The sequence below is a fragment of the Thermodesulfobacteriota bacterium genome, assembly GCA_034189135.1.
In the GTDB taxonomy this organism is placed as follows: domain Bacteria; phylum Desulfobacterota; class Desulfobacteria; order Desulfobacterales; family JAUWMJ01; genus JAUWMJ01.
This window is the reverse complement of record JAXHVO010000081.1, coordinates 84,835-110,777: the sequence shown is the minus strand read 5'-3', so window position 1 is coordinate 110,777 and position 25,943 is coordinate 84,835. Positions and strand designations below refer to the sequence as shown.

Genomic DNA, 25,943 nt, shown 5'->3' with positions numbered 1-25,943 from the left:
TAAAATTTCACGGTTAAATAATTTGATCCCGTTAATTGGTTAGTTGTAGATTCCATCCTCTAATTCCTTTTTGTTAACAACTTGATTTTTTATAATTTTTTGATATGCTATTAAAAACAGATCAATTTTTTCAACCCAATGAGATATTAAAGAAAATGCCCGTATTTGAATATAAGGCTTTGGATAAAAAAGGAAAAACCACTTCCGGTATTATAGATTCGGACAGCGCGATGGCCGCGCGCCAAAAGCTTCGCTCAGGTGGAATTTTTCCTGTCTCGGTAATGAAGGTGGATGACGCGCCGACCAAAAAGGAGTCCGGAGCCTATCGTACCTGGCGGCCTTTTAGACGTGCCAGAGCATCTGAGGTTTCCATGATGACCAGGCAACTCTCAACCCTGGTGGGTGCAGGATTTCCACTGGTATCCGCTATTGACGCATTGATTCCAAGCACCAAATCTCACGCATTACAAAAATATTTGGCCCGTATAAAGGATTCCATCGTTGAAGGAAACAGCTTTGCAAGAGCCCTTTCACTTTATCCGGGAATATTCCCCCCCCTTTATATTAACATGGTTCGGGCAGGTGAAACTTCCGGCACCCTTGAAATTGTTTTAGAGCGTCTGGCGGAAATTACTGAAAAGCAGCAGGCGTTACGTAGCAAAATTCTTTCCGCACTTGTGTATCCGGTCTTAATGCTTTTTATCGGATCAGCTGTTTTGTTCTTCCTGTTGGTCTATATCGTTCCCAGCATCACTTCTATTTTTGCCGATATGAACCAGGTGCTTCCCGCACCGACCCGTTTTTTAATCGCCATAAGCAATAGTTTTAAATCCTACTGGTGGGGATTTCTTATCATTATATCGGCAGCAGTGTTGGCCATCCACCGGGCTAAAAAAACCAAAAAGGGACGCTACCTGTTTGATAAAACCCTGCTTTTTATGCCGGGTCTCAGCCTTTTAACCAAAAAGCTGTCCATAGCCAGATTTACCAGGACCCTGGGTTCGCTTCTTGAAAACGGTGTTTCCATGCTCCCTGCCTTAGAGATTGCCAAAAATACAGCACAAAATATATTGATTTCAGATAATGTTCAACAAGCTACCGAAGAAGTAGGTAAGGGCCAGGCCCTGGCCACGGCACTGGCGGCAAAAAATATCTTTCCCCATCTTTCCATTCAGATGATACAGGTGGGAGAGCAAAGCGGCCAGTTGGAAGAAATGCTGAATAAAGTGGCAGACGTATTTGAAAACGAGGTGGAAGCAAGCGTGATGCGAATGACAACCATGTTGGAACCGATTATGATCCTTGTCATGGGGGTGATTGTCGGTTTTATCGTCCTTTCCATATGTCTGCCAATTTTTGAAATGAATCAGCTTGTGATGTAGAAGTGCTTTGCTTGATGAGAACTGCCTTTGAGGATCTCTTCTCTTAAAACACACTACGCTTTAGGCCTAACATCCGCCGCAGGTGAATGCTCTAAGAGGCCGAAGGACTGCTCTTGGCTATTGCGGTCCGAATTTTTGCCTCCACTGCTCACCTCCTTTTTGAAAAGATACATCATTCTTATCAATTTTGATGATCAAAGTGCCTTCGACACTGCTTCCTTCACGAAGTATACGGCCGTTCACCACCGCAATGCTCTGCTTGGGATCACTGCTCCAGGCAATTGCTTGAAGTTTCAGACCGCTGCCTGCAGCTGATTTAAAGGGAAGAGACGATTTTGCGGGCTTTGGTTTGGTGTGGTTGCTCCGGTAAGGTTTTTTTTTCCTCACCGCTCTTGAGGCAGAGGTCTTCATTTTGCTATAACCGGGCAGGTTTTTTGCTTTTTTTATTCCGCTGGAAGGCTTTGCACGCCGCTTACGCGATTTTGAATCAGGAACAGAGGCAATCTTTACATTCTCCGTCTTTGGCCTGTCCGGTATGCCTTTACGTACAATCGGAATGGAATTCGGAACATTTTTTTTTGTTGGAGCAGTTTGCCTGGATAGTAAAAACAGGCTTACCGAAATGATAAAAATGGCTGAAAAGACGATTAAAAAAAACTTAAAGTACCGTTGCTTTTTTATTACTCCATTTTCAACCGTCTTTTTAACATCTACCGGATATGGCTGGCTGTCACCATGGGTGGGTGTTTCTTCTTCAAGTTTTCTTAACGCTTTTAGTATGGAACTCAATGTTAAAGCTCCTATATGACTCGCGAAAATTAAATTCCATATTTCGCTCGCCCAAATTTTACGGATTGAGCTATCGTTAAGCGGTATAAACCACCCGGCCTGTAATCTTCCAAACCGCCAGGCTTCAATTGGTAATGTTTGGTATGTTTAATGATTTTTTTTCATTATAAAGGACGATTTTGGTTAAAGGACCCACCAGGCCATCCGCCTTTAAGCCATACTTTTTTTGAATATTTTTTACCGCTGCCTTTGTCTGGTCGTCGTAAACCGAATTTATTTTAATCTGATCATATCCCATATCGTGCAGATGCATTTTTAGTGCGATAATGGAATCTTTTGGAGAAGTAAGTGGAATGGTTCCTTGGTAAGAAAAAAGATTCTTCCATAATATATACGCCCTGCCGGACCAGTATTTTTTAATTTCATCAGGTTTCACCACGATCAGACTGTCTTTAACTTTGAATGTAACCAGGCCATCGTCCATTTTTTGTATGGCAAGATACCTGGGTAATGAGATGTCAGGAGCAGATAATTCAAGGATAGCCGGAAGGTTTAATTTTTTTACTCCTTTTAAGTTACCCTTAATCCGATGGATCAAAAGCGATTTTTCTTTGGCTGCAAGCTTGAAAAAAGCCAAATCGTCTTCCAGCTCATCCAGGTGCGGTTTGATTGCCGTTGATGTATTCCACAATGAAAAGGCGGCTTTCAGCGCCATGCTTCTTGATGAACGGGTTTGCGCGGATTTAAGATATGCCCCCAGATTGTCTATCTGTTTTGAACCAGAGGCCTTGGAATCAGGTGGTCGATCTAAAAAAGATTTTCCCGGAATAACGGGCTGTTTTTCTTTGGAAGCCACAGGATGCAATATTTTTTTCCGAACCGCGTTTTCGTCTGATTTTTCTAAAATTCGCTTTTCCTGTTTTACCGTCGATACGCTTATATCGTCAGTGCCTGGGCGGTAAAAAGTAACCACTACCAGCGCGATGCATAACAGGAGGATCACCAGCAGTGCATTTTTCCCTTCCCAAAACGAATAATGTTTGACAAACCCCCTGCCGGTGAGTTCCTTTATTGAAGATCGAACAATACCTGCCGTAATCTGGTGCTGATCAAGGCTGTATGCGGTCAAAAGAGACCGGTCACATAAAATATTAATTAATCTTGGAATACCCCTTGAAAACTTATAGATAAAATAGAAGGCCAGCCTGGTAAATTTGGTTCCGGGCTTCCGGGAAGCAATATGGATTCGGTGCTGTATGTATTCTATGGTCTCTTTTGCGGTTAAAGGAAGGAGATGAGAGCTTACGTTTATCCTCTGCCCAAGCTGTCTGAGTTCATGGGAGTCAAGCATGTCTTTCAGTTCGGGCTGTCCCACCATGATAATTTGCAGAAGCTTGCTTTTATTTGTTTCCAGATTGGATAACAGTCGGAGCTGTTCCAGGACCTCATTGGAAAGATTCTGTGCTTCGTCAACGATCAGAACGACATTTTTCCCTGAAGCCTTTTGTTTCATCAGAAAGGCATTTAAAGTGTCGATCAGTTCTTTGATGGTATTTTTGTCCGAACCAATTCCAAACTCATCGTTAATGGCCTTTAATAGCTGTATTGGATCAAGTTTCGGGTTAAAGATATAAGCCGCTTCCGTCTCCTTTTCTATTTTCTCCAGAAACGCCCGGCAAAGTGTGGTCTTCCCTGTCCCCACTTCACCGGTAATCTCCACAAACCCTTCACCTTGGTAAATGGCATAATTCAGATTGGCCATGGTTTCTTCATGGCTTCTGCTCAAAAAAAGGTATTCAGGATTCGGCACCAGCTGAAACGGTCCCTCCCTGAACCCAAAGAAGTTATTATACATATATCTAGCTCCTGCTGTTTCGCATGGATATTTTTTGTTTCGCTAACTCAAAAAATTATCACTGGCAAAAATACGATTTAGGAAGTTTCGCAAAAAGCTCAAATTCAAAACGCGTAAATTTTGTAACCATGAGGCGTACTAATGGTACGTTGAATGATTACGAAATGCTGCACATCGCAGGAATGAAAATTCTTACCAAACCGTCCAATTTATTTTAACACGTTAGTGCTAAATCTGCCAATAATTTAACTGATTATTATAAATGCATATCTTCCTTGTGTCAAATTGAGATAAAAAACAGCAAAAATTGCCGGTTGACGATTCACCATTACCCGCGATATCTGATTTTATAGTAATTTTAGCCCTCCTTCATTCCGATATATCGAGCCCACACCTCTCAACCTGCTCCTCATTTTTATTGATTTGCATTTTTAATAATAATATCATATAAATCAGATGTTAAACTGGTACGATACTTGCTTAAATTAGGAGGTATAATGAAAAACCATATTTTTCATGAACTTAAAACAAACCATGGATTTACGCTGATTGAACTGATGGTAGTGATTGTGATTCTGGGAATCTTGGTTAGTTTTATTGCGCCCAGGTTAATGGGCAGGCCGGATGAGGCCAAACAGGTAAAGGCAAGGGTTCAGATGGAAAGCCTGGAAACAGCTATAAAGCTATATAAACTGGACAACGGCATCTATCCATCCACCGAACAGGGATTGCAGGCGCTGGTTGACGAGCCCCAGACCGGGAATTTGCCCAAAAAGTGGCGCAAAGGGGGCTATCTTGAAAAAGGAAAGGTTCCCAAAGATCCTTGGGGAAACGAATTTGTATACCTTTCGCCGGGAGTTCACGGAGATTATGACATTATTTCCTACGGCGCAGACGGCGTATCCGGAGGCGAGGAGTTTAATAAGGATATCAACAGCTGGGAGATAGAAGAATAGTAGGCATTCACAGGTACCGCACCTGCGCGCGATCAGGACAATCAGCATAGTAGACTATAGCTGATTGCCCTGATCACCCACATCTGCAGCACCTGTGAACGCCTACATAGCGGTGATTGTAAAACCTTTTTTTCAAATGGCCGTAAAGCAGAAATAATGAAACCTGAACAAAACAGCGGATTTACTCTCATTGAGATTACCGTTGTAATCTCTTTAATCAGTATTATGCTTTTTTTTGCTGTTCCCCGGTTGCGAAACGCAGTACTGACAGATAATGTAAATAATACCTCCAGGTGGATTATAGGAAAAGTGAGGGTTTTAAAAGAGTATTCTACATCTAGACAAAAGCTGTGCATTCTGCACGTCAATATGGATTCAAAAAAAGTGTGGGTGTCAGATGAAACAATGACGGAGGAGGATCTTCACCGGGCACATGAAAAAGGATTTCAAATTCCGCAAGATGTAAAAATAATTAATGTGGAATTCCCGCAAAGGGGAATCGTATCTGGAGGACAGGCGGATATTTGCTTTTACAGAACAGGTCACTCGGACAAGGCGCTCATCCACATTCAAGGGGACGATGAGCAAAAGATCTCTTTCTTAATTGAGCCGTTTCTTCCCAAGGTAAAACTGTATCAAAAATATGTAGATTTTGAAAATTCATGACTATTTTTTTAAAAAAAGTTTACACAAAAACATACAGATCAAACAGCGGATTTACCCTCCTTGAAATTATGGTGGCGACATCAATCATCGCCATTGTACTTGTAAGTGTATATCGAATGCATGCACAGACCATCGGTATGAATTTCATTTCAAGGTTTCAGACCACCGCTCCCATGCTGGCAAAAAAGGTTTTGACGGAAATTGAAACCAAACCGGTTGATGAACTTGGTGATGATTCCGGTGATTTTACAACAGAATTTTCCGGTTATAAATGGCGAGTTTCTGTTAAAGAGGTTGAATCTGAGGCGCTGGGGGAGATTACGAAAGACTTAAGACAAATCGAAGTCACCATATCCTTAAATGAGGACGAGGATGTTTACCGCATCAGATTATACAAATTTTTCCGCTAACACGGAAACCGGCTTTACTCTGCTTGAGATCCTCATTGCTATTTCTATCTTTGCCATTATTATAACCACCATATTCGGATCACACAATCTTGTTTTTTCTAATGCTAAAGCTGTTGAAGAAGATATGGCTGTATATGAAATGGCAAAAAGCTGTCTAAGCCGAATAGATGATGATCTTGGATCTTTGCATATATGCCTGCCTCCGGAATACACTCCTGTGGATATCGATGACGATGAAGACCCTTTCAAAGTTAAAGGGGATACAGCAGATGCAGGGGGTGAAAGTTTTTCCCGACTTATGTTTGCCTCCCGCGCCCACGTATCCCTTGAAAAAAGCATTCAAGAAGGAATTGCCCGGATTGCCTATTATGTTCAAAAGTCGGATGAAACAAACTATGTGCTGAGACGGGGGGACACGTTGTACCCCTATGAACCGTTTGAAGAAAAAAAAAGCGATCCGGTGTTGTGTGAAAGTGTCAAATCACTGGTTTTTAAATATTATGACCAACAGGGCAGTGAATATGACAGGTGGGATTCTGATTCAGCGGATGTCGGTTATTCAACCCCCACGGCCATCAAGATCACACTCGAAATAGGTCATGAGGCAAAATTTTTGCCCTTTGAAACCATGATAAAACTGCCTGTATTCAGGGATAAAATTGAACGCAAATCTTAAAATAATGGTACGTTTTACCGGAAATAACAAAGGAATGGCCCTTCTTGTCACCCTTTCCGTTATAACGGTGTTGGTGGCAACTTCACTGGAATTAAACAGAAGGGCACGCGTATCGGTATTTTCGGCAGCCGCAGCCAGAGACAGACACACCCTGTCAACCATGGCATCTTCCGGCATAAATGTGGCCATGGCGATGCTGGTAAAAGACAGGATGGATTCAGAAATCGATTCTATCCAGGAAGATTGGGCAAACCCTGATAAAATTAACGCTCTCCTGTTGAGCACCTCTTTTGAAGACGGAAATGTTAGCGTAAAAATCAGTGATGAACTCAGCAGAATACAGGCAAACGCCCTGGTGACATTCCCTGACAGCCGGATATTCAATGAATCTCAGCGGATTTTATGGGACAGGTTTCTGCGCCTTTTTATCTTGCCCGACCTTTTTGAAACTGAAAGTAATCCCACTGCGATAATCTCTTCTGCCAAAGACTGGCTTGATTCCGACGATGATGATGCCATTACCGGGTTAAATGGGGCTGAATCGGGATATTACCAGGACCTTGATCCGGGATACCCTTGCAAAAATGGATTGTTCAGCGACATGAGTGATCTGTTGCTGGTAAAAGGTATTTTGCCGGAATTTTATTACGGCACAGAAGAAACACCCGGAATTTCTGCCTATATGACTGTTTACGGCATTGAAAGCTCCGGAGACAATACATTTACCTTTAAAGGTAAGATAAATATCAATACCGCCGAGCTGCCTGTGTTAATTGCGCTTATGCCTGAAGGATACGAAGACCTTGCTTCCCTGATTGACGAATATCGAAGGGAAACCGAAGGAGAGGAATATATTCACGACCTTTCAAGTTCCACCTGGTACAAAAAAGTGCCTGGTTGCGGTGATCTTAAAATCAATGCTGATCTAATAACCACTTCAAGCAATATTTTTCGCATTGAGTCGACCGCAACCCTGCGCGATATGAAATACAGCATTACATCTGTGATCAGACGTGAACAGGATAAAAAAGATAAAAAGTGGAAATGCAAGGTCTTAAGCAGATACAGCTCATAGCTGACGGCTCATGGATTATAGTTTAGAGGTAAACGGATGAACCGGAAAACTCTCGGACTTGATATACGTCACCACGCGGTATCTTATGTTCTTTTAAACAAAGGCAGCAAATCTGTTCAGATAGAGGCTTATGATATTGTTTCGCTATCTGAACAAAAAGAGTCCAAAGACACTCTGGCTGGTGCTGTTAAAAAAATTGTCGAAAAGATCGACGCAACCGGCTGTACATGTGTGGCTTCTTTTCCGGCCAATCAGGCATTGTTTAGAAATATCCGAGTTCCCTTTACCAATAAGAAAAAAATTATTCAGATTCTTCCTTATGAGTTGGAGCCGACACTCCCGTTTGCGGTGGAGGATATGGCAATCGATTTTCACACCATAACTATTTCAGAAAATGCCGGTCATACCGATCTTATCGCTGCCGGCATTAAAAAAGTCATTCTGGAGGAATACATCGACACGCTGGCATCGTTCAGGATCGAACCTGAAATCATAACGATCGGCGGTTATTACCCGACTCTTTGCCTGGCGAAGTCTGCCCATACTCCTGAAAATTGGCTTTTTGCAGACATTGAAGTCGATAAAGCCACTTTATTTGCCGTTGCATCGAATCGGATATCCCTTATTCGCAGCTTTCCGGTTCCTGCAAATACTTCTTCTGCCATAAAATCAATTGGCATCAACATCCAGCGAACCACAGATGCATTTTCAGAGCTTTTTAATACCGACTTTATGCCGGAGGAAATCCGAGCAACCGGCCCGGGCTGCATTCAGCTTAATTTTGAAAAACAGCTGTCAGATCTGCTCAATGTTCCCGTCCATCGAATAGAGCTTTTTCGGGAAATCGATAGTGGAATTGAAAATTACGCTGCGAGTTCTTTCAACTTTGCCAAGCTTGACAATGCACTGGCGCTTGCACTTAATGAAGACAAAGGAAACGACAGGCTTAATTTCCATAAAGACAGTTTTGTGGTTAACGAATTTTTAGCCAGACACAAAACCAGCCTGGTAAAAACAGGTGCTCTGGCCGGAGTGGTATTGGCGCTTGCTTTGTTAAATTTCATACTCAACTTTTATTTCATTAATAATAAAATAAGCCATCTAAACCACCAGATCACCGATATTTTTAAAACCACTTTTCCGGAAGTCACCAAAATAGTCGATCCATTGCAACAGATGAAGGTAAAAATAAATGAGGCGAAAAAAAGTACCTTCTTTCCGTCGGAAACAACCAAATACATTCGCAGTATTGATGTGTTAAATGAAATTAGCAAAAGAATTCCGGACAAGCTGGATGTCGATTTTACCAGGCTGGTCATCAGCCCTGAAAACGTTATGGTGTCAGGGATTACAGATACTTTTAACTCTGCAGATGAAATAAAGAGTCGACTCGAGGAATCGAAGCTTTTTCAAAAAGTGATTATTACCTCTACCAGCAAAGAAAAATCAGGGACCCGTATCCGTTTCAAACTCAAGGTTGTTTTATGAATCTGGATAAACTTAAAAATTTAAATCAGCGTGAAAAGTATGCGGTTTATGCGGCATCGGTTTTAATCGCGCTCTTTATTGTTATACAGTTTATTATTTTTCCGCTTATCAATAAAAGAGATCGTCTGACCAGAACGCTTCAGGCTCAAAGGAAAACGCTTGAAGAGATGCGTCTGCTTCAATCCGAATATGGTACAATCAGGGAAACGGCCAGGTTATCCAAAAAACGCTTTGAGGCAAGGAAAAAAGATTTCACGCTTTTTTCCTTTCTCGACAGACTTGCTGATAAATCGGGGATTAAAAATCATATCTCCTATATGAAACCTTCGACATCTGACATGGGAAAAAACGGATTTAAGGTTTCAAAAGTTGAAATGAAGCTTCAAGGTATCACCTTAAAACAGCTTACCTCTTATTTGCATGGGGTTGAAACGTCCAGAAATGTGGTGAGCATAACGAGAATTTCGATCGTAAAAACAGGTGGTAAAGAAAGATACATAAATGCCATACTGCAGATCGAAACTGCCGAAATATGATTCACTGAGGCTGCAGCTCATGGTAAATAGCTGAAAGTCATTATCCCCACAATGAAATTCAACGCTAACCATTATGCGGATTTTTAGAACTTGTTTGTTTGGTTATTTTGTATATGTTCCGGGTTTACGGGTTGCGGGGTATAACTTTCCTGCCAACAACACGCAACTCGTAATCCGTAACATTTTCTTTCAACGTAAAAAAGCATATGGCTGAAATTGACAATAAACCATCCATATAATGTTGCTAACTAAATAAGATCATGAATAAAACAAAGAAAATATTATTGTACATATCTTATATTATTGCCGCGCTTATTTTTTTTCTTTATATTCTCTTTCCTTCGGATACCGTTAAAACATATATTGAGCATCAACTGAGCGGTATTCATCCGGATGTGTCCATTTCCATCAATACCATAAGCCCGGCTTTTCCTCCGGGCGTCCGACTGAACAATGTAAGCTTTTACTATATTCGCAGTTTGCTGTTGGATGCTGAAACGATAAAAATAGTACCGGGATTTTTGTCGCTTTTGAGCTCAAAAAAAGCTTTTTCATTTAAAGGCGTTGCCGGTGACGGCATAATCAAAGGAAGGGGAAATATTGGTGACAATGCCGGACATATTAAAATTGATGCGGACCTGACAGGAATTCAGCTAAAAGATATACCTGCCGTACAAATTCCGGCCGGCAGCAACAAAGAAATATATAAAATTTCCGGAATACTTGACGGAAAGGTGACTTACAGTAATAATAAAGGTTCCGACAGGATCATGGAAGCAACGCTAGGCATATCAGACTGCAACATAAAATTTAATAAACCTGTCTTCAACCATGGAACCTTTACTTTCAACAAAATTGAAGCCGATTTAACCACCGTAAACAAAAGATTGCAGCTAAAAAGCTGCATCATTGAAGGACACCAAATAAACGCAAACATTTCCGGCTCTGCCGTTGTAAAAAAGAGCTTTGGCTCAAGTGTGCTAAACCTGAAAGGAAAGATTGAACTCAAACCTTTTTTTTTCGAAAGCATGAAAGAAAATCTTCTGGCGAGTCTATTCCCTGAAAAAATGTCGGGCAGCCGTTCCTTTTCTTTCAAGGTTGGCGGTACTATTGATCACCCTGAATATACTGTGAAATAATGTAAGTGTTCGCTGAACGGAGATTGGGGAACCTTTTTCTCCCCATGGGGTATAAACAGACACAAAATAATTGCTGTGATAACCATGACAAGCAGATACTTTACGATATCGAACATCGTGTTAATAACCATTGCCGTTTACTTCAGCATCAGCGGGTTTTACCAAGTGACCAGCTACCGGCTGGATCCTGTTCCTCCTCCCCAGGTAATAGGCGGCAGGCAGATATCAGGCGGGGAAGATGAACCCAGCCAGCCGTTGAGTTATTATCAGCCGATAGTTAAGCGAAATCTTTTTAACACCAATAAAAATGCGGACTCAAAACCGGCTTCGATTAAAATAGCAACACTGAAACAAACAGAGCTGAAGCTGAAACTTTGGGGGACTGTTTCGGGTCTGGGGGGGCAGACCTATGCAGTGATTGAGGAAGCCAAGTCCAGACAGCAAAATCTTTACAAAATGGGAGATGCCGTCCAAAACGCAACGGTTAAGATGATTTTTAGAGAAAAAGTCATATTGAGTGTAAACGGCCAGGATGAAGTTCTGGAAATAGAGGAAATGCGGGGCCGTGCAGTTGCCAGAAGACCTCCCCGCGTGATAAGAAAATCACGCCGACAAAACATCACCTTAAAGCGTTCGCAGATAGAAAGATCGGTTGAAAATGTAAATGAACTAATGAAACAGGTGAAAATCAGACCCCATACTGAAAACGGACGGGCCGCCGGCCTTATGCTATCCAGCATACAGCGGGGATCTATTTTCCGGAGGATGGGGCTTAGAAGCGGAGATATCATAACCGGTGTGAATGGAAGCAGTCTTGTATCGGTGGACGATGCTTTGAAATTATACGAAAATCTAAAATCGTCTTCCAATATGGCCATAGACATCAAAAGAAGGGGCCGAAATAGAACCATAGAATATAATATTGAATAATTTTAACAAATTGATTATAATCGGTTCATGCAAAATCAGAATGAATTTTTATTTCCTATTTCTTTTCCAGGTGTTTTTATCATTGCTTTTAATTATGCCGCCCATAAACCGAAAGTACGGGTAAAAAAATGAAATCATACGTCTACATATCAAAAGTGATTATCTTTTTACTTATTCTTATTTTACCTGTCTCGGTTGCCTGCCTGTCATTTGCCCAGACAGGCAAAAACACTACAGGCTCCGGAGAACTAAAAGGAAAAGTAGACCCCAAACGTTTTATCTCCATTGACTTTAACAGCGTGGATATAAACGTTTTTATCAAGTTCATCAGTGAACTGACCGGGAAAAATTTTGTGGTGGATAACAAGGTCAAGGGAAAGGTAACGGTGATTTCTCCTTCCAAAATTTCGGTAAAAGAGGCCTATAAAGTCTTTGAGTCTGTGCTGGAAGTCCATGGTTATGCCACTGTCGCAGCCGGTAAAGTAATCAAAATCATTCCGTCACCGCAAGCGCGGACCAAGAATATTAAAACCTTGCTAAAAGAAAGTGCGGCTTCACCGGAAGATAAGATTATCACTCAAATCATCACGTTAAAATATGCCAATGCGTCTGAAATAAAGAAGCTGTTTACCCCACTGGTTTCAAAGAGCAGCGTCGTTCTGGCCTATTCACCGACAAACATGCTGATTGTCACAGATTTCCATTCAAATATCATACGTTTGATTCGAATTCTAAAAGCAATCGATGTGGCCGGAATCGGCCATGAAATTTCCGTTATTCCCCTTGAATTTGCCGACGCGGAAAAACTGGTTAAGATTTTAAGTTCTGTTTTTCAGCCGAAAAAAGCGGCCAGAAAAGGCGCATCGGAAAGAACCATCACGCTCATTGCTGATGATCGGACCAATACAGTGGTTCTGCTTGCCAGTGAGGTGGACAGTTTAAGAGTCAGGAGCCTGATCAGTATGCTCGACAAACCGACCCCCAAAGACAAGGGAAAAATCCGTGTGTATTATCTGGAACATGCCACCGCTGAAGAACTGGCTACAGTTCTTCAGGCACAGACATCCGGCAAGAGCAAAACGGCTGCAAAAGGAGGAAAAGCCCCACTTCTTTCAGGCCAGGCAACCATTACGGCGGATAAAGCAACCAACAGCCTGATCATCATGGCAGACAACGAAGATTACCAAATACTGGAAGGAATCATAAAAAAACTCGACATTCCCCGGGCAATGGTTTTCATTGAATGCCTCATCATGGAAGTCAATACAAACAAGGATTTTAAACTCGGCACCGAATGGAGGGGTTTTGGGGAGGCACACCACGACGACAAAGACGGAGCTGCCGGAGGCGGATTCAGCGGGGATGAAGCCACCTCTTTAGCAGGGCTGGCTGCGACCGGAGCACTGCCCAGCGGGTTTTCCCTCGGGGTCTTCGGTGAAGCCATTAATATTTCAGGTATTGACTTTCCCACTATTGCAGCCATCATAGAAGTCTATAAAAAAGATAAGGATGTTCAAATTATCTCAACGCCCCAGCTTCTCACGACGGATAATGAGGAAGCCAAGATCTATGTGGGAAAGAATATCCCCTTCCAGACAAGATCGACTGCAGAGGGTGGGACGGAGACATATAGTTCCTATGAATACCGCGATGTCGGCACATCGTTGAAGATTACCCCCCAAATCAGCCAGGATGGGATGGTTCGCCTTGCCATTTCCCAGGAAGTTGCCAGGCTGGAATCAACCACCGACTTTCGACCGACCACATTAAAACGAACCATAGATACCACCGTAATTGTGGATGACAACTCCACGGTGGTCATCGGCGGGCTTATTGACGACAGCTTTTCTAAAACCGAGTACAAAGTTCCCATACTCGGAGATATTCCCCTGCTGGGCTGGCTTTTTAAATCGAGGAAAAAAGGGAGAGAAAAGACCAATCTTTTCGTGTTCCTGACTCCTCATGTGATAAATAATAGAGCCGATGCCCAAAAGTTGTATAATCAGAAGAAAGAAAAAATTAGTGAAGTCGAAAAAGGAAGTATTAAAATGTATAAAACAAACACAAAAAAAAGTACTTCCACTTCCCGGGAACCGGATGGGCGATGATCACACACCTGTCACAAATACTGAGCGATCGTTTCGGCATTTCCCAGCAGATTTTGGATGAAACGCAGCAGATTAAAAAGGAAAAAGGCGAAAACACCGGAGAAATACTCTTAAGGAAAAAAATAATTACTGAATCACAACTCCTTGAAGCCTTAAGCATTCAATATAATATTCCTTTTTGGCCTGAGCTTTCCTTGGAAACTATTGGAAATGATGTGACCGCAAACGTCCCGATCCAGTTTCTAAAAAAATTTACCATGGTTCCCCTTGCCAACAGTTCCCGACAAGCAGATCTTGAAAATGCGATTATTCCGAATCAAAGAAAAGCTGAAAAAAAAAGTCATTTCAAAACGCAATGTATCATTGCCATTAACGATCCCACATCCTTTCAACCTCTTGATGACCTGGTGAACATTCTCGGACTGAACGATTACGATATCGTTCTTTCAACCAAAACTGCCATACTTTCCGCCATAAATCTGGCTTATGACTTGAACAGAGATTCCGCCGAACAACTCGTCCAGGATATGGAAGAAAACGGCAGTTCTATTATCAGTGAAATTGAGGATACCGCAGATCTTTTGGATGACACCAGTTCTGCGCCGATTATAAAGCTGGTAAACCACATCCTTTCCCAATCAATCAAAGCCCGCGCAAGTGATATTCATATCGAACCCTATCAGGACAGTTTTAAGGTGCGATACCGTGTGGACGGCATTCTGTACGACCTGCTCACTCCTCCAAAATGGATCCAGGCCCCATTGATATCGAGAATTAAGGTGATGGCTGAGATGAATATTGCCGAAAAACGGCTTCCTCAAGACGGCCGCCTGGAAGTAAAAATGGGAGACCAGGATATCGATGTTCGAGTTTCCACCATTCCTATTTCATTTGGGGAACGTGTGGTGCTCAGACTGCTGAATAAGACAGCTAAATTATTTACCCTTTCCAATCTTGGTCTGCTGCCAAAAAAGCTTAAACTTCTGGAAAACCTGGTTAAATCTCCCAACGGAATCATTCTGGTCACCGGCCCTACCGGAAGCGGCAAGACCACATCCCTTTATGCCATTTTATCATCCATCAACACACCGGAAATAAATATAATCACTGTTGAAGACCCGGTTGAATACCAGCTTAAGGGTGTTAGTCAGATTCAGGTCAACCCCAAGATTGATCTGACCTTTGCCCAGGGGCTGAGATCCATTGTAAGGCAGGACCCCGATGTGATTCTCATCGGTGAAATTCGGGATCGAGAAACCGCAGAGATCGCTGTCCAGTCTGCCCTCACCGGGCATCTTGTCTTTTCCACACTTCATACCAATGATGCGGCCAGCGCCATTACCCGTTTAGTCGATATGGGTGTGGAGCCTTTTTTAATCTCATCTTCGGTCCTTGCTGTGGTCGCCCAAAGACTGGCCCGTGTCCTGTGCAGTAGTTGCAAAAAGAGCTATCTCCCGGAAAGTATCGCTCTCAGCAGAATCGGAATTAATGCGGATCAAACCCAAAGGGGTCATATTTGTAAAGCAAACGGATGTAAAGAATGTCTAAATACAGGTTACAAGGGCAGGATCGGCCTTTTTGAAATCATGGTTTTAAGTGATCAGCTTAAAAACCTTATACTGAAAACATTTGACTCAAACCTGATAAAAAGTGCTGCGTTAAAAAGCGGAATGGTTTCGCTGCGTCAAGATGGGGTGTTAAAAATATTATCAGGCATGACTACCATTGAGGAGGTGTTGAGAGTGACGCAGCAGTAATCCTTTAACTTTATTTCAAGGAGTAAGGGAAAAATGCAAAAAGCTTTTATCAGCAGTGATAATACCATTACCTTTGAATGCCCTAAATGCAATAAACCGAGAACGGTTGAAGTTGCAAAATATGAAAATCTGGAAAAAGCAGAAAGGGTAAAGGTAAAGTGCGCCTGCGGGAATATCTATTATGCTTTGATAGAAAAAAGAAAACAATTCAGGAAAAAATCCAATTTTCCCGGAACCTTCATTCATATTGTTTCCGACATCCCGAAAGACAAGGGGACCATGGTCGTCACCGATGTATCCCGCACCGGTTTAAGAATAAAACTTAATACAAAGAGAGAATTTATAGTTGGTGACAAGATTATGGTGGAATTTCACCTGGACGATAAAAACCGATCTCTTATTAAAAAAGAATGTATCATTAAAAAAGACTTTGGCCTTGAATTTGGAATTGAGTTTGTATCCGTTCACCCCTCCGACCCGAGTGACAAGGCGATTGGATTTTATCTGTTCTGATATGGCGAAATATCTAAGCGTTAACCAAACGTCAATATTATAGTAATTTTCCCCAAAATATTCAACATCAGGTCGAGTTTAACTATAGAACCGGTGATCAAAGTCGCGCCAGATAGTACCTGACAACCGGTCTGCCAACTTATCGATATCCAACGCATCGCCTCGTTTTATCTGTTCCCAATTTCCGCTTTCCTATTTCACGTTTCCGGTGATGAAAGGTTTTCTCTTTTTGCAACAAATTTCTTAAGTTTTTCCTTCTTGTTGCCGATATATTAGCTATCAAACAAAAAACCCGAATTTCAAACAGGCATTGATGACCTTTCCATTACTCATGGTGATAACTCATGCACATACTGGTTGTAGAGGATCAGGCACCTGCAAGACAGTTTTTAGAAAAAATTCTCCAAGATTGGGGGCATACGGTCTATGTGACGGAAAACGGAAGCGCTGCCTGGAAAACGCTTTTGTCCACCAGTGTGGACATGGTGGTGACAGACTGGATGATGCCCAAAATGAATGGGCTGGAGCTGTGCCGAAAAATTCGCGACAGCGAGTTCAACAACTACATATATATTATTCTGGTCAGTGCCAGGAATACGCAACAGGATATTATTCAGGGTCTTGAGGTCGGAGCCGATGACTACATTACCAAACCGGTCAACAATAAAGAATTTAGAGCGCGCATCAAAATCGGCGAAAGACTTATCAGCCTGGAAAAAAAACTTCATGACCAGCACACTGAAATAGAAAGAAACTATTATCAGACCATTCAAATGTTTACCAATTTAATTGAAGTGGTAGACGAACAACTGGGAGGACATTGCAAACGGGTTGCCAAACTGTGCGTAAGACTTGCCAAACTTCACCCTGATGTTCCCCAGGACGATTTGCCTGTTCTAGAGGCTGCCGGACTGCTCCACGATATCGGTATGGTCGGTTTACCCAAGGACATAGTATCAAAGAAAAGAACTGAAATGAATGGAGATGAAAAAAAACTTTATATGTCTCACCCGGTCCAGGGAGAAATCATTTTACAGGAAATCGAATTGCTAAAGCCTGTTTCCATACTGGTAAGAAGCCACCATGAACAGGTAAACGGTCGCGGCTATCCGGACGGATTGAAAGGAGAACAAATACCATTATTGTCCAGGATTATCTCTGCTGCCTCCAACTACGACAGTCTGGTTAAAAAGTGGAAAATTCCTCTGAACGATATCCCGGACAGACTGCAACAGCAACGGGGGTATCAACTCGACAGCGACCTGGTAGATTACCTGCTGGAAATAAATCTGGAAAATATTAAACAGGAAGAAGAAAAAGATTTTTTAAAAATTTCATTGGATGATCTTAAGGAAGGGATGGTGCTAACAAGTAGTGTCCGCATGAAAAGCGGGGCCCTTGTGTTGCCCGGCCTCACTAAGCTAACCAACCATGGGATCGAAAAGTTGATCAACTATCGCAAGCTGGATTGCATTGCAGATACGGTATGCGTTTATAAATTCTAAAACTGAAAACGTGAGTTAGATGAACTCGTAAAAAACCGAATTTACCATCGAGTACACGGAGCACACAGAGATCCTTATTTAAGAAAAAATTTATTCTCTGCAATCTCTGCGAGATCAGTGGTGAAAAATGACTTTTTACTAATTTGATAAGTTTTATGAAAATATTTTTTGTGAAATAACCAAATATGAGGGTATAGAATGGATATTGCAACCATCATTGGGCTTGTAGGAGGATCTGCTTTAGTGCTTTCTGCCGTCATTATCGGCGGCAGTGCCATGATATTCATCAACATTCCCGGATTTCTGATTGTTATTGGAGGTACTTTGGCCACATGTTTTATTAAATTTTCCATGGGAGATGTGATTAATACCATAAAAGTGGCCATGAAGGCCTTTTTAGTTAAAATGGAACCCCCTGATGAGACGGTTACCCGACTGGTTGCCCTGGCAAAAATTGCTAAAAAAGAAGGGCTGATCGCTCTTGAAAATGAAAAAACAGAAGACGAATTCACTGCCAAGGCCGTTCAATATTTGTCTGACGGTATTGATGAGGGCCTTATTGAGGATATGCTTAATAAGGATATCCGTCTGACGGTGCAGCGTCATTCTGTCGGCCAGCGTGTTTTTAAGGGCATGGGCTCATCGGCACCGGCCTTTGGAATGATCGGAACGTTAATCGGCCTGGTGCAGATGCTGGCCTCCATGGCTGATCCCAGCAGCATCGGTCCTGCCATGGCTGTTGCACTGCTCACCACACTTTATGGCGCTCTTATCGCCAACCTTGTTTGCCTCCCCATCGCAGAAAAACTCGCTTTTAGAAGTCAGCAGGAGCAGGACAACAAAAGTATCATTCGTGAGGCAGCCCTTGGAATCGCCCAGGGAATTTCTCCCATGGTACTCGATCAGTCGCTAAGAATCTACCTCTCACCCAAGGATCGGAATAAAGCCGAAACAACAAAGGCAAAACATGAATAACGAGTTAAATGCAAAAATTAAACAACTCGAAATGGAAGTCAGTGAAGGCGCACCTGCTTGGGTGGTTACTTTCGGAGACCTGATGAGCCTGCTTCTGTGCTTTTTTGTTCTTTTACTCTCTTTTTCTGAAATGGATAGAGCCATATACAAGCAGGTGGCCGGGTCCCTGAGAAATGCCTTTGGGGTTCAGCGCAAGGTCAAAACCATGGAGCCTGCCAAAGGAATGAAGATAATCGCCAAGGATTTTGACCAGGAGCTCATTGCCATCCAGCAGCGTGAAGAGTTTATTGTCACCCAGGAAAAGAAAACCATTGGAGAAGAGCTTAAGAAAGCCGTAGAGACCCTTTCACAGGGCATGAAAAATTTGATTCAGGTGGAAGTCGGTGATAAAGAAATAAGTGTCCGGCTGATGGGCGAAACAACCTTTGATTCCGGCAAAGCAGATATTAAACAGCAGATGAAGCCGTTGTTACGAAAGATAGGGTCGGTTTTGCAAAAAACAAAAGGCAACATAACCGTTACCGGTCATACCGACAATGTCCCGCTGAGAAGCAACTGGATCTATAAGTCAAACCTTGAATTGTCCATTGCCCGCGCTGCTTCTGTGGCAGAATTTCTGTTGCACAAAACGTATATAAAACCCTCGCGCATTTCAGCCATGGGGTATGGCGAATATCGTCCACGGGAACCCAATGATACAGCAGAGGGAAGGAGTAAAAACCGGCGAGTGGAGATTATCCTCAAAGCCCAGTCTCCTCGTAAACCCCGGATGGAAAAGTAAATAAAATGCGGCGCGGTGGTTTTTCAGGAACAAGCCGATAGCTATAGTATGTCAAGTTCCTGAAAAACCGAATCAGCGAAATGGCGGTAATTTTTACCACGCCATCAAAACTTAAACCCGGCTTCAACAAACGGCCCGCTAAAATCAACATCCACTTCAACGTCTTCTTCGTCAATTTTCAGTTTGTCATATCGATACCCTGCAGCGGTAAACAGCGGTCCAAAAATATTAAGCTTCACCCTACCGATGAGGCTGTACAGCTGGTTTCCGCTGTATGAAATTCCTCTGGCCTCTGCTTCAATGGAAAGTTTATCCACCGGTTTTACCTGCAATGCAAGGTAAACCATGGGAACAGGAAGGGTAAAGTCTTCTGATTCCTCCAGGCCTGCTGTATCCTGCCTAATTTGGGCTTCAAAATCATAAATCCTGATATTAAGCCCCAGATCCAGATTAAGCGTTTCAGCGGATAGGGTTTCAATGGCGGGAATCCCATAGTAAAAACCCACATCATAATGGTCAAGGGTGAGCTTGGAATAAAATGGATCAGTTGCATTGAATGTATCATCACCGAATTTAAAACTAACCGTTTTCGAGCCCGTACCGTCAAACTCGATGGGAGAGGCCATAAGATATATATTCGGTAGAGCCAGGGGCATATCGATCTTCATTCTTCCGCTGAAACGGGTTTCATCGTCATAATTGCAATCTCTTTCCAGATCCAGCTCATCGTCGATGGTGAGCTGCTCATATGACATAAAACCCTCAGGAGACTGCTTCCAGGCACCAACCGCGAATTCAAGACCCAGTGCATAAGAGGCAGTCGGAACGATCAGCAGCAGACACAAAATAATGGGTATCATTTTTTTCATAGGGACCTCCTTATAGTGGTAGTTAAAAGGCGTTCTGTCAGGTAAATGGTTTTTTCTACAACCACATATACTGCAATTCCATATTTCGGCACATACTCATTAGAAATAAACATTCGTTTTTCAAACGTAGCTTGACTCGACCGGGGAATCGCCTATTTGCCCAGTACAAAATTTAATAATCTGATCTATAAATAAACGTACGGTCTGCCTGAGGCAGACTTCAATTAGATTTGAACCAGCCCCAAAGGACAGAATACCACGGCGGCGTTGATCGTCTCTGCCTGTATCGATTTAACTGAGAAGATAGGGGGCGTGTACGATACCGATCTCATTGGTTAAGTTTTGTACCGGGCAAATAGGCGATTCCCCGGTCGAGCCTTTGGTTTCATGCTTCGTTGTGCCCAGTCGGGCATGAAAATTTATGAGAAACAGTATAAGTGTAAGAAATCAGGACGCTGGATATTCGGATTGGTTTCGCCCAATCTTGCAAAATGGACAGATTTCGTGCTTTTAAATTTTAGAGACCTTTACAAAACAGCACTTTTAAACCACTGTCTTGCAGGTGCCGGGACCTACTGCCCCAGATAGGCTTTTTTAACCTGTTCATTGGACAGAAGATTTGACGCTGAATCGGACAGAGTGATTCGACCGGTTTCCATGACATACCCCCTGTGGGCCACTTTGAGGGCTAGATTGGCATTTTGTTCAACCAGAAAAATGGTGGTCTTGTTTTCGCTATTGATCTTTTTGATAATACTGAAAATCTGTTTAACCACCAGTGGTGCAAGACCCAATGAAGGTTCGTCCAGTAAAAGCAACCTTGGTTTGGACATGATCGCTCTGGAAACCGCAAGCATTTGTTGTTCCCCGCCGCTGAGCGTTCCGCCTGCCTGATGCCGTCGTTCGGCCAGAATAGGGAAAAGCTCGAACACATATTCTAAATCTTTTTTGATGCCGGTCTTATCTGTTCGTAGAAATGCCCCCATATCCAGGTTTTCCAAAACGGTCAAATAGGGGAAAATACGTCGACCCTCAGGAACCTGACAGACCCCGAGGGAAACGATCTGGTTGGGCGGAGTATGATGTATCGGTTGGCCCAGGAAATAAATTTCACCTGATCTCGGAGGGACCACACCGCAAACCGACATCAGTGTGGTGGTTTTTCCTGCCCCGTTTGCGCCGATTAAGGTAATGATTTCTCCTTCGGATATCTCAATGGTCACATCTTTCAACGCCTGGATGTTTCCATAAAAAGTCTGTACGTTCTTAAGCTTAAGCATCGATATCTTCTCCAAGATAGGCCTTAATCACCGCAGGATTGTGTTGGATCTCATCCGGCGTTCCCTGGGCAATTTTCTTTCCGTAATCGACCACAAAAATACGATCAGACAAACTCATCACCAGTTTCATATCATGTTCAATCAGAAGTATGGATACTTTTTCTTGGTCGCGAATCTGCAAAATCAACTCATCAAGCTCCCGGGTTTCCTTAACATTCATACCGGCAGCCGGCTCGTCAAGAAGGAGTAAAAAAGGCTCGGTAGCCATGGCCCGTGCGATTTCAAGGCGCCGCTGGGCGCCATAGGGAAGGTTCATGGCAAGCTCATTGACATATTTAGTCAGTCCTATCTTTTCCAGCATGGCATAACTGTCTTCCACCACTTTCTTTTCTTCCCTGACAGTTGATCCGCCTCTGAATACGGCACCTAAAATACCCGCGGACATTCTGCAATGCCGCCCGATCATTACATTTTCCAGAACGGTCATATTGGGAAACAGACGAATATTCTGAAATGTTCGCGCCATACCCCTTTCGGTAACACGGTTCGGCTTTAATCCATTGATACTTTTTCGTTCTTTCCCGGGTGGTGAAATAAACATATCCCCTTTGGTCGGCTGATGAATTCCGGTAATACAGTTAAAAAAAGTGGTTTTCCCCGCGCCGTTGGGGCCGATCAAGGCAACGATTTCTCCCTCTTTCACATCAAGGTCGAGATCTTCCAGTGCCCGCAGCCCCCCGAATTGCATGGTCAGATTATTAACTTCCAGTATCGGTTCCATATTTTATTATTTATTATTCTTAGCTAAACCTTCAAACTTATATGTTCTGCGCACGTTGGTGATAATGCCGCCGGGACGAAAAACCATCATGACCACCAGAACAGCTCCAAATAAAAGAATACGGTATTCGGCAAATACCCTGAGGTATTCAGGTAAAAGAACCAATATAAGTGCACCGAAAATAACCCCGGTAACCGATCCCATTCCTCCCAACACCACCACACACAGGAAAAAGATCGACTCCCACAAAGTGAAACTGGCCGGATTGATAAAGGTGGTCTTGGCGGCAAAAAGGACGCCGGCCATTCCGGCCCATGTGGCCCCCAAAGCAAATGCGGTCAACTTGGTCTTGGTTTTGTCAATTCCCATGGCCTGGCAAGCCACTTCGTCTTCACGCAAAGCAATCCAAGCCCTTCCTATTCTGGAATTTTGCAGCCTGCTCACCACAAAAATGGTAAAAATAACCAGGGCAATCATGATAAAATAGATATAAATGGTGGCATGGTGAAGAGAAAACTGGATACCGAAAAATCCCGGCCGCGGAATATTGGCAATACCACTGGGCCCAAAAGAAAATTCATTCCAGTTCTCCAAAATAAGCCGTATGATTTCTCCAAAACCCAGGGTAACAATGGCCAGGTAGTCTCCCCGCAAACGAAGCACCGGATAGCCTAACAGTATTCCAAAGAAAAAGCCGATACTTGCACCAATGGGAAGTGCAAACCAGAAACTGACGCCAAAATGATAGTTCAATAATGCATAGCCATAGGCTCCCACCGCGTAAAAAGCAACGTATCCAAGATCGAGAAGACCGGCCAGGCCCACAACGATGTTAAGGCCCAGCCCGCACATGATATAAATAAGTGCGGTCAGCATGATATTGGTCTGGTACATGGAAAAAACAAAGGGAAAGGCGATAATAAAAACAGCCACCGCGATCAGAGCGGGTATATAGACCCGCCGTTCTTCAAAAATCCGCTGGCTTAATGGTGCTTTCCCCACATCACCGGCTTCCGCCTTTTTTATCCCCAGCTCTTTTCGCTTTATGAGATAACGCCAGACAAAGGAAAGAATAAAAGTTCCGACTCCGATAAAAAACATCCTTTCCCAGCGCCATTGGATCACTTTTTCAATGGTATTGACCCGGATCACCATGATGGGAAAGGTCAAAAACATAAACCAGAGCGAGACAAAAAAAGATTTTTTTATTTCATCGATTTTAATCAATTCTATACCTTCTCCTGCTCAGAACGCCCCATAATACCTGACGGCTTGAATATCAGAATAAAAACCAGAAACAAAAAGGCAAAAACATCTTCGTAATCGCTGGAAACATAGCCGGTAAAAAAACTTTCGGTCCACCCAAGAACCAGGCTTCCCAAAACTGCTCCGGGGATACTGCCGATTCCGCCGAGTACTGCGGCAACAAATGCCTTTATACCGGCTATAAAGCCAATATAAAAGTTGATCTGACCGATATGAGAGGCAATCAGCACCCCACCCAGTGCGGCGGTGGCAGACCCGACGATAAAAGTGACGGAAATGACCCGATTAACATCCACCCCAACCAGCATGGCCATGTTTCTGTCCTGGGCAGTGGCGCGCATGGCCTTGCCGATCTTGGTAAATTTAATAAGAAAGGTCAGCAGAATCATGACAACCGTGGTTGTAGCCACAATGACTATCTCCGTGGATCTGATAATGTGCGCATAGGGTTCTAAAAACTCAAAGTCGGGAATCAAGCTGGGAAATGGAAGAAAATCGGAGGTCTGTGCCAACAGAACATAGTTTTGCAGAAAAAGCGACATACCGATGGCACTGATCAGGGCGGACAGCCTCGGGGCATAACGCAGCGGTTTATAGGCGATTTTTTCCACCGTATAACCATAGGCCGATGAATAAATCACCGCAATAAATGCCGCGATGACAATAATGGCAATATGATTCCACCCCAGCATGGTCAGGACACCGGCCACAATCAGGGCGGTAAATGCCCCGATCATGTATATTTCACCATGGGCAAAATTAATCAGCTGAATAATCCCGTAAACCATGGTATAGCCCAGGGCGATCAGGGCGTAAATGCTCCCGCGGGTCAGTCCTCCAAGAAAAAGCTCTAGGAAATAATCCATAATAAAAAGCAACAATCTCCATTTTTAAGGCACAAAGCAAGACTAAAGGGCCAAGGCAAACAGCGCTTTGCTTTAACAAATCTGATGTTTAAATTAAAAGGGCAGGTTAAAAAACCTGCCCTTTATATGATTTGTTTTATTTTACTTCAACATAGACGCCTTTTTGCACCTGGTACATGGAAAAACCGACACCGATGGCATCCCCTCTTTTGTCAAAGCTTATCTTGCCAAGGGGGGTTTGGACATACTCGGTGGTAAGGGCTTTTGAAACGGCATTATAATCCGTAGAACCCGCCTTTTCGATGGCATTGAGCAATGCCAGTGCAGCCGAATAGGCATTTAAAAAGAAAGCACCCGGATCTTTCCCGTATGCCTTTTTATGGGCCTCATTGGCGGCAATAGCCATCGGATTTTTTGACACATCCTTGGGGCCGGTCGCATAGACTCCTTCAGCATACTTGCCGGCCACCTTGATAAAGGTATCATCCTTTACGCCGTCATCGGAAATAAAAATGGTTTTCATTCTTTTTTTGCGCATCTGGCTCACTATCTTTGATGCTTCAGGATGATAACCGCCGAATATAACCGCCTCGGCTTTTTTACGTTTGATTTTCTGCACAACCGCTGAATAATCAACTGCACCCGGTGTAATCCCTTCGTACAGCACGACTTTGGCTCGTTTGTCTTTTTCCAGGAAAGCCTTGGCAAATTCTGCCAGACCTTTACCATAGTCACCCTTGTCATGAAGCACCGCAATTTTGCTCAGCTTTAAAACGTCAAGGGCAAAATCGACTTCCAGTTTTGCCTGGGCATCGTCTGAAGCGATGGTCCGATAAAAATTGGGATAATCGCCGCTCTGGGTCAGGGCAGGGTTTGTGGCAGAAGGAGACATGGCGATCAGCTTGGAATCCTTATAGATTCCAAGAGCGGCTTTGGTAGCGCCACTGCAGATATGTCCCAGCACGATATCCGCCTTTAGGGATATCAGCTTGGTCGCCGTGTTGGTGGCTATCTCCGGTTTACAGACATCATCTTCCACCAAAAGCTTCACCTTTTTGCCGAGAACGCCGCCCTTTGCATTTATATCCTTGACCACCAGCTCTGCCGCCTTAATGGTCGGGATACCATAAGACGCCAGATCACCGCTGTGCGGGCCAGCAACTCCGAGCTTGATTGCACTTGCAGCAAGTCCGCTGCCGGACATGGTCAGCACCAGGAACATTCCAATGATTGCCGGAATTAAAAGCTTTCTAAAACGATTTCTCATAATAACTCCCCCTCTTTTATGGTTTTAATGATATACAACCCATCCAACTGTGCAACTAAAACGTGGATTATAT

Annotated in this window: 24 protein-coding genes; 16 read left to right on the top strand and 8 right to left on the bottom strand. The window is 43.3% G+C overall.

All coding sequences use genetic code 11. From position 1 onward, the window contains the following. The first annotated feature begins 155 nt into the window (after positions 1–155). Positions 156–1,382 carry a type II secretion system inner membrane protein GspF gene (gene gspF / locus SWH54_12210; protein ID MDY6792021.1) on the top strand — a complete coding sequence of 409 codons (1,227 nt, stop codon included), beginning with the start codon at positions 156–158 and terminating at the stop codon, positions 1,380–1,382. Between the two features lie 117 nt (positions 1,383–1,499). On the opposite strand, the gene SWH54_12205 is transcribed toward gspF, so the two are convergent. Both SWH54_12205 and SWH54_12200 read right to left on the bottom strand, forming a co-directional pair. Further along, entirely contained in the window at positions 1,500–2,171 is a 672-nt protein-coding gene (locus SWH54_12205; GenBank protein MDY6792020.1) for a hypothetical protein, read from the bottom strand. A 124-nt stretch (positions 2,172–2,295) separates the two neighbouring features. Next, the gene (locus tag SWH54_12200) at positions 2,296–4,026 is read right to left on the bottom strand and encodes an AAA family ATPase (protein ID MDY6792019.1); all 1,731 of its coding nucleotides are present in this window, start codon (positions 4,024–4,026) and stop codon (positions 2,296–2,298) included. A 497-nt stretch (positions 4,027–4,523) separates the two neighbouring features. Here SWH54_12200 and gspG point away from each other — a divergent pair, with 497 nt between their 5' ends. The 15 genes from gspG (at position 4,524) to SWH54_12125 (ending at position 19,541) form a co-directional block, all read left to right on the top strand. After that, a complete protein-coding gene (gspG, locus tag SWH54_12195) occupies positions 4,524–4,982 on the top strand; it encodes a type II secretion system major pseudopilin GspG (protein ID MDY6792018.1) in 459 nt (152 codons plus the stop codon). 156 nt (positions 4,983–5,138) lie between these two features. Then, positions 5,139–5,648: a prepilin-type N-terminal cleavage/methylation domain-containing protein gene (locus SWH54_12190; GenBank protein MDY6792017.1), complete on the top strand. Its 510-nt coding sequence runs from the start codon at positions 5,139–5,141 to the stop codon at positions 5,646–5,648. Next, positions 5,645–6,058, top strand: a complete 414-nt coding sequence (locus SWH54_12185) for a prepilin-type N-terminal cleavage/methylation domain-containing protein (protein MDY6792016.1) — start codon at positions 5,645–5,647, stop codon at positions 6,056–6,058. The genes SWH54_12190 and SWH54_12185 overlap by 4 nt, the downstream gene beginning before the upstream one ends. Further along, positions 6,021–6,734, top strand: coding sequence for a type II secretion system protein GspJ (locus SWH54_12180; protein MDY6792015.1), 714 nt, complete (start codon positions 6,021–6,023; stop codon positions 6,732–6,734). Before SWH54_12185 ends, SWH54_12180 begins: the two co-directional genes overlap by 38 nt. Next, positions 6,718–7,809, top strand: a complete 1,092-nt coding sequence (locus tag SWH54_12175) for a type II secretion system protein GspK (GenBank protein MDY6792014.1) — start codon at positions 6,718–6,720, stop codon at positions 7,807–7,809. Before SWH54_12180 ends, SWH54_12175 begins: the two co-directional genes overlap by 17 nt. A 36-nt stretch (positions 7,810–7,845) precedes the next feature. Next, on the top strand, positions 7,846–9,297 hold the full coding sequence (pilM, locus tag SWH54_12170; protein ID MDY6792013.1) for a pilus assembly protein PilM: 1,452 nt from the start codon (positions 7,846–7,848) through the stop codon (positions 9,295–9,297). Beyond that, the gene (gene gspM / locus SWH54_12165) at positions 9,294–9,833 is read left to right on the top strand and encodes a type II secretion system protein GspM (GenBank protein MDY6792012.1); all 540 of its coding nucleotides are present in this window, start codon (positions 9,294–9,296) and stop codon (positions 9,831–9,833) included. Before pilM ends, gspM begins: the two co-directional genes overlap by 4 nt. 260 nt (positions 9,834–10,093) lie before the next feature. After that, positions 10,094–10,972 carry a type II secretion system protein GspN gene (gspN, locus tag SWH54_12160; GenBank protein ID MDY6792011.1) on the top strand — a complete coding sequence of 293 codons (879 nt, stop codon included), beginning with the start codon at positions 10,094–10,096 and terminating at the stop codon, positions 10,970–10,972. 84 nt (positions 10,973–11,056) lie between these two features. Then, positions 11,057–11,902 carry a type II secretion system protein GspC gene (gene gspC, locus SWH54_12155; protein MDY6792010.1) on the top strand — a complete coding sequence of 282 codons (846 nt, stop codon included), beginning with the start codon at positions 11,057–11,059 and terminating at the stop codon, positions 11,900–11,902. Between the two features lie 128 nt (positions 11,903–12,030). Then, positions 12,031–14,010, top strand: a complete 1,980-nt coding sequence (gene gspD, locus SWH54_12150; GenBank protein MDY6792009.1) for a type II secretion system secretin GspD — start codon at positions 12,031–12,033, stop codon at positions 14,008–14,010. Further along, positions 14,007–15,767, top strand: coding sequence for a type II secretion system ATPase GspE (gene gspE, locus SWH54_12145; GenBank protein ID MDY6792008.1), 1,761 nt, complete (start codon positions 14,007–14,009; stop codon positions 15,765–15,767). The genes gspD and gspE overlap by 4 nt, the downstream gene beginning before the upstream one ends. Positions 15,768–15,800: 33 nt before the next feature. Next, positions 15,801–16,280: a PilZ domain-containing protein gene (locus tag SWH54_12140; GenBank protein ID MDY6792007.1), complete on the top strand. Its 480-nt coding sequence runs from the start codon at positions 15,801–15,803 to the stop codon at positions 16,278–16,280. A gap of 344 nt (positions 16,281–16,624) precedes the next feature. Continuing rightward, entirely contained in the window at positions 16,625–17,785 is a 1,161-nt protein-coding gene (locus SWH54_12135) for a response regulator (protein ID MDY6792006.1), read from the top strand. A gap of 198 nt (positions 17,786–17,983) precedes the next feature. After that, entirely contained in the window at positions 17,984–18,760 is a 777-nt protein-coding gene (locus SWH54_12130) for a MotA/TolQ/ExbB proton channel family protein (GenBank protein MDY6792005.1), read from the top strand. Further along, positions 18,753–19,541, top strand: coding sequence for an OmpA family protein (locus SWH54_12125; GenBank protein MDY6792004.1), 789 nt, complete (start codon positions 18,753–18,755; stop codon positions 19,539–19,541). Before SWH54_12130 ends, SWH54_12125 begins: the two co-directional genes overlap by 8 nt. Positions 19,542–19,645: 104 nt before the next feature. Here SWH54_12125 and SWH54_12120 read toward each other — a convergent pair whose 3' ends face one another. The 6 genes from SWH54_12120 to SWH54_12095 form a co-directional block, all read right to left on the bottom strand. Continuing rightward, positions 19,646–20,410, bottom strand: a complete 765-nt coding sequence (locus tag SWH54_12120) for a TIGR04219 family outer membrane beta-barrel protein (GenBank protein MDY6792003.1) — start codon at positions 20,408–20,410, stop codon at positions 19,646–19,648. A 572-nt stretch (positions 20,411–20,982) separates the two neighbouring features. Continuing rightward, positions 20,983–21,690, bottom strand: a complete 708-nt coding sequence (locus SWH54_12115) for an ABC transporter ATP-binding protein (GenBank protein MDY6792002.1) — start codon at positions 21,688–21,690, stop codon at positions 20,983–20,985. Beyond that, the gene (locus tag SWH54_12110; GenBank protein MDY6792001.1) at positions 21,683–22,471 is read right to left on the bottom strand and encodes an ABC transporter ATP-binding protein; all 789 of its coding nucleotides are present in this window, start codon (positions 22,469–22,471) and stop codon (positions 21,683–21,685) included. The genes SWH54_12115 and SWH54_12110 overlap by 8 nt, the downstream gene beginning before the upstream one ends. Positions 22,472–22,477: 6 nt before the next feature. Then, complete coding sequence (locus SWH54_12105) at positions 22,478–23,698, bottom strand: branched-chain amino acid ABC transporter permease (GenBank protein MDY6792000.1); 1,221 nt, start codon at positions 23,696–23,698, stop codon at positions 22,478–22,480. Positions 23,699–23,700: 2 nt separating this feature from the next. After that, a complete protein-coding gene (locus tag SWH54_12100; GenBank protein ID MDY6791999.1) occupies positions 23,701–24,603 on the bottom strand; it encodes a branched-chain amino acid ABC transporter permease LivH in 903 nt (300 codons plus the stop codon). A gap of 136 nt (positions 24,604–24,739) precedes the next feature. Continuing rightward, on the bottom strand, positions 24,740–25,825 hold the full coding sequence (locus SWH54_12095) for a branched-chain amino acid ABC transporter substrate-binding protein (protein MDY6791998.1): 1,086 nt from the start codon (positions 25,823–25,825) through the stop codon (positions 24,740–24,742). Between the last annotated feature and the right edge of the window lie 118 nt (positions 25,826–25,943).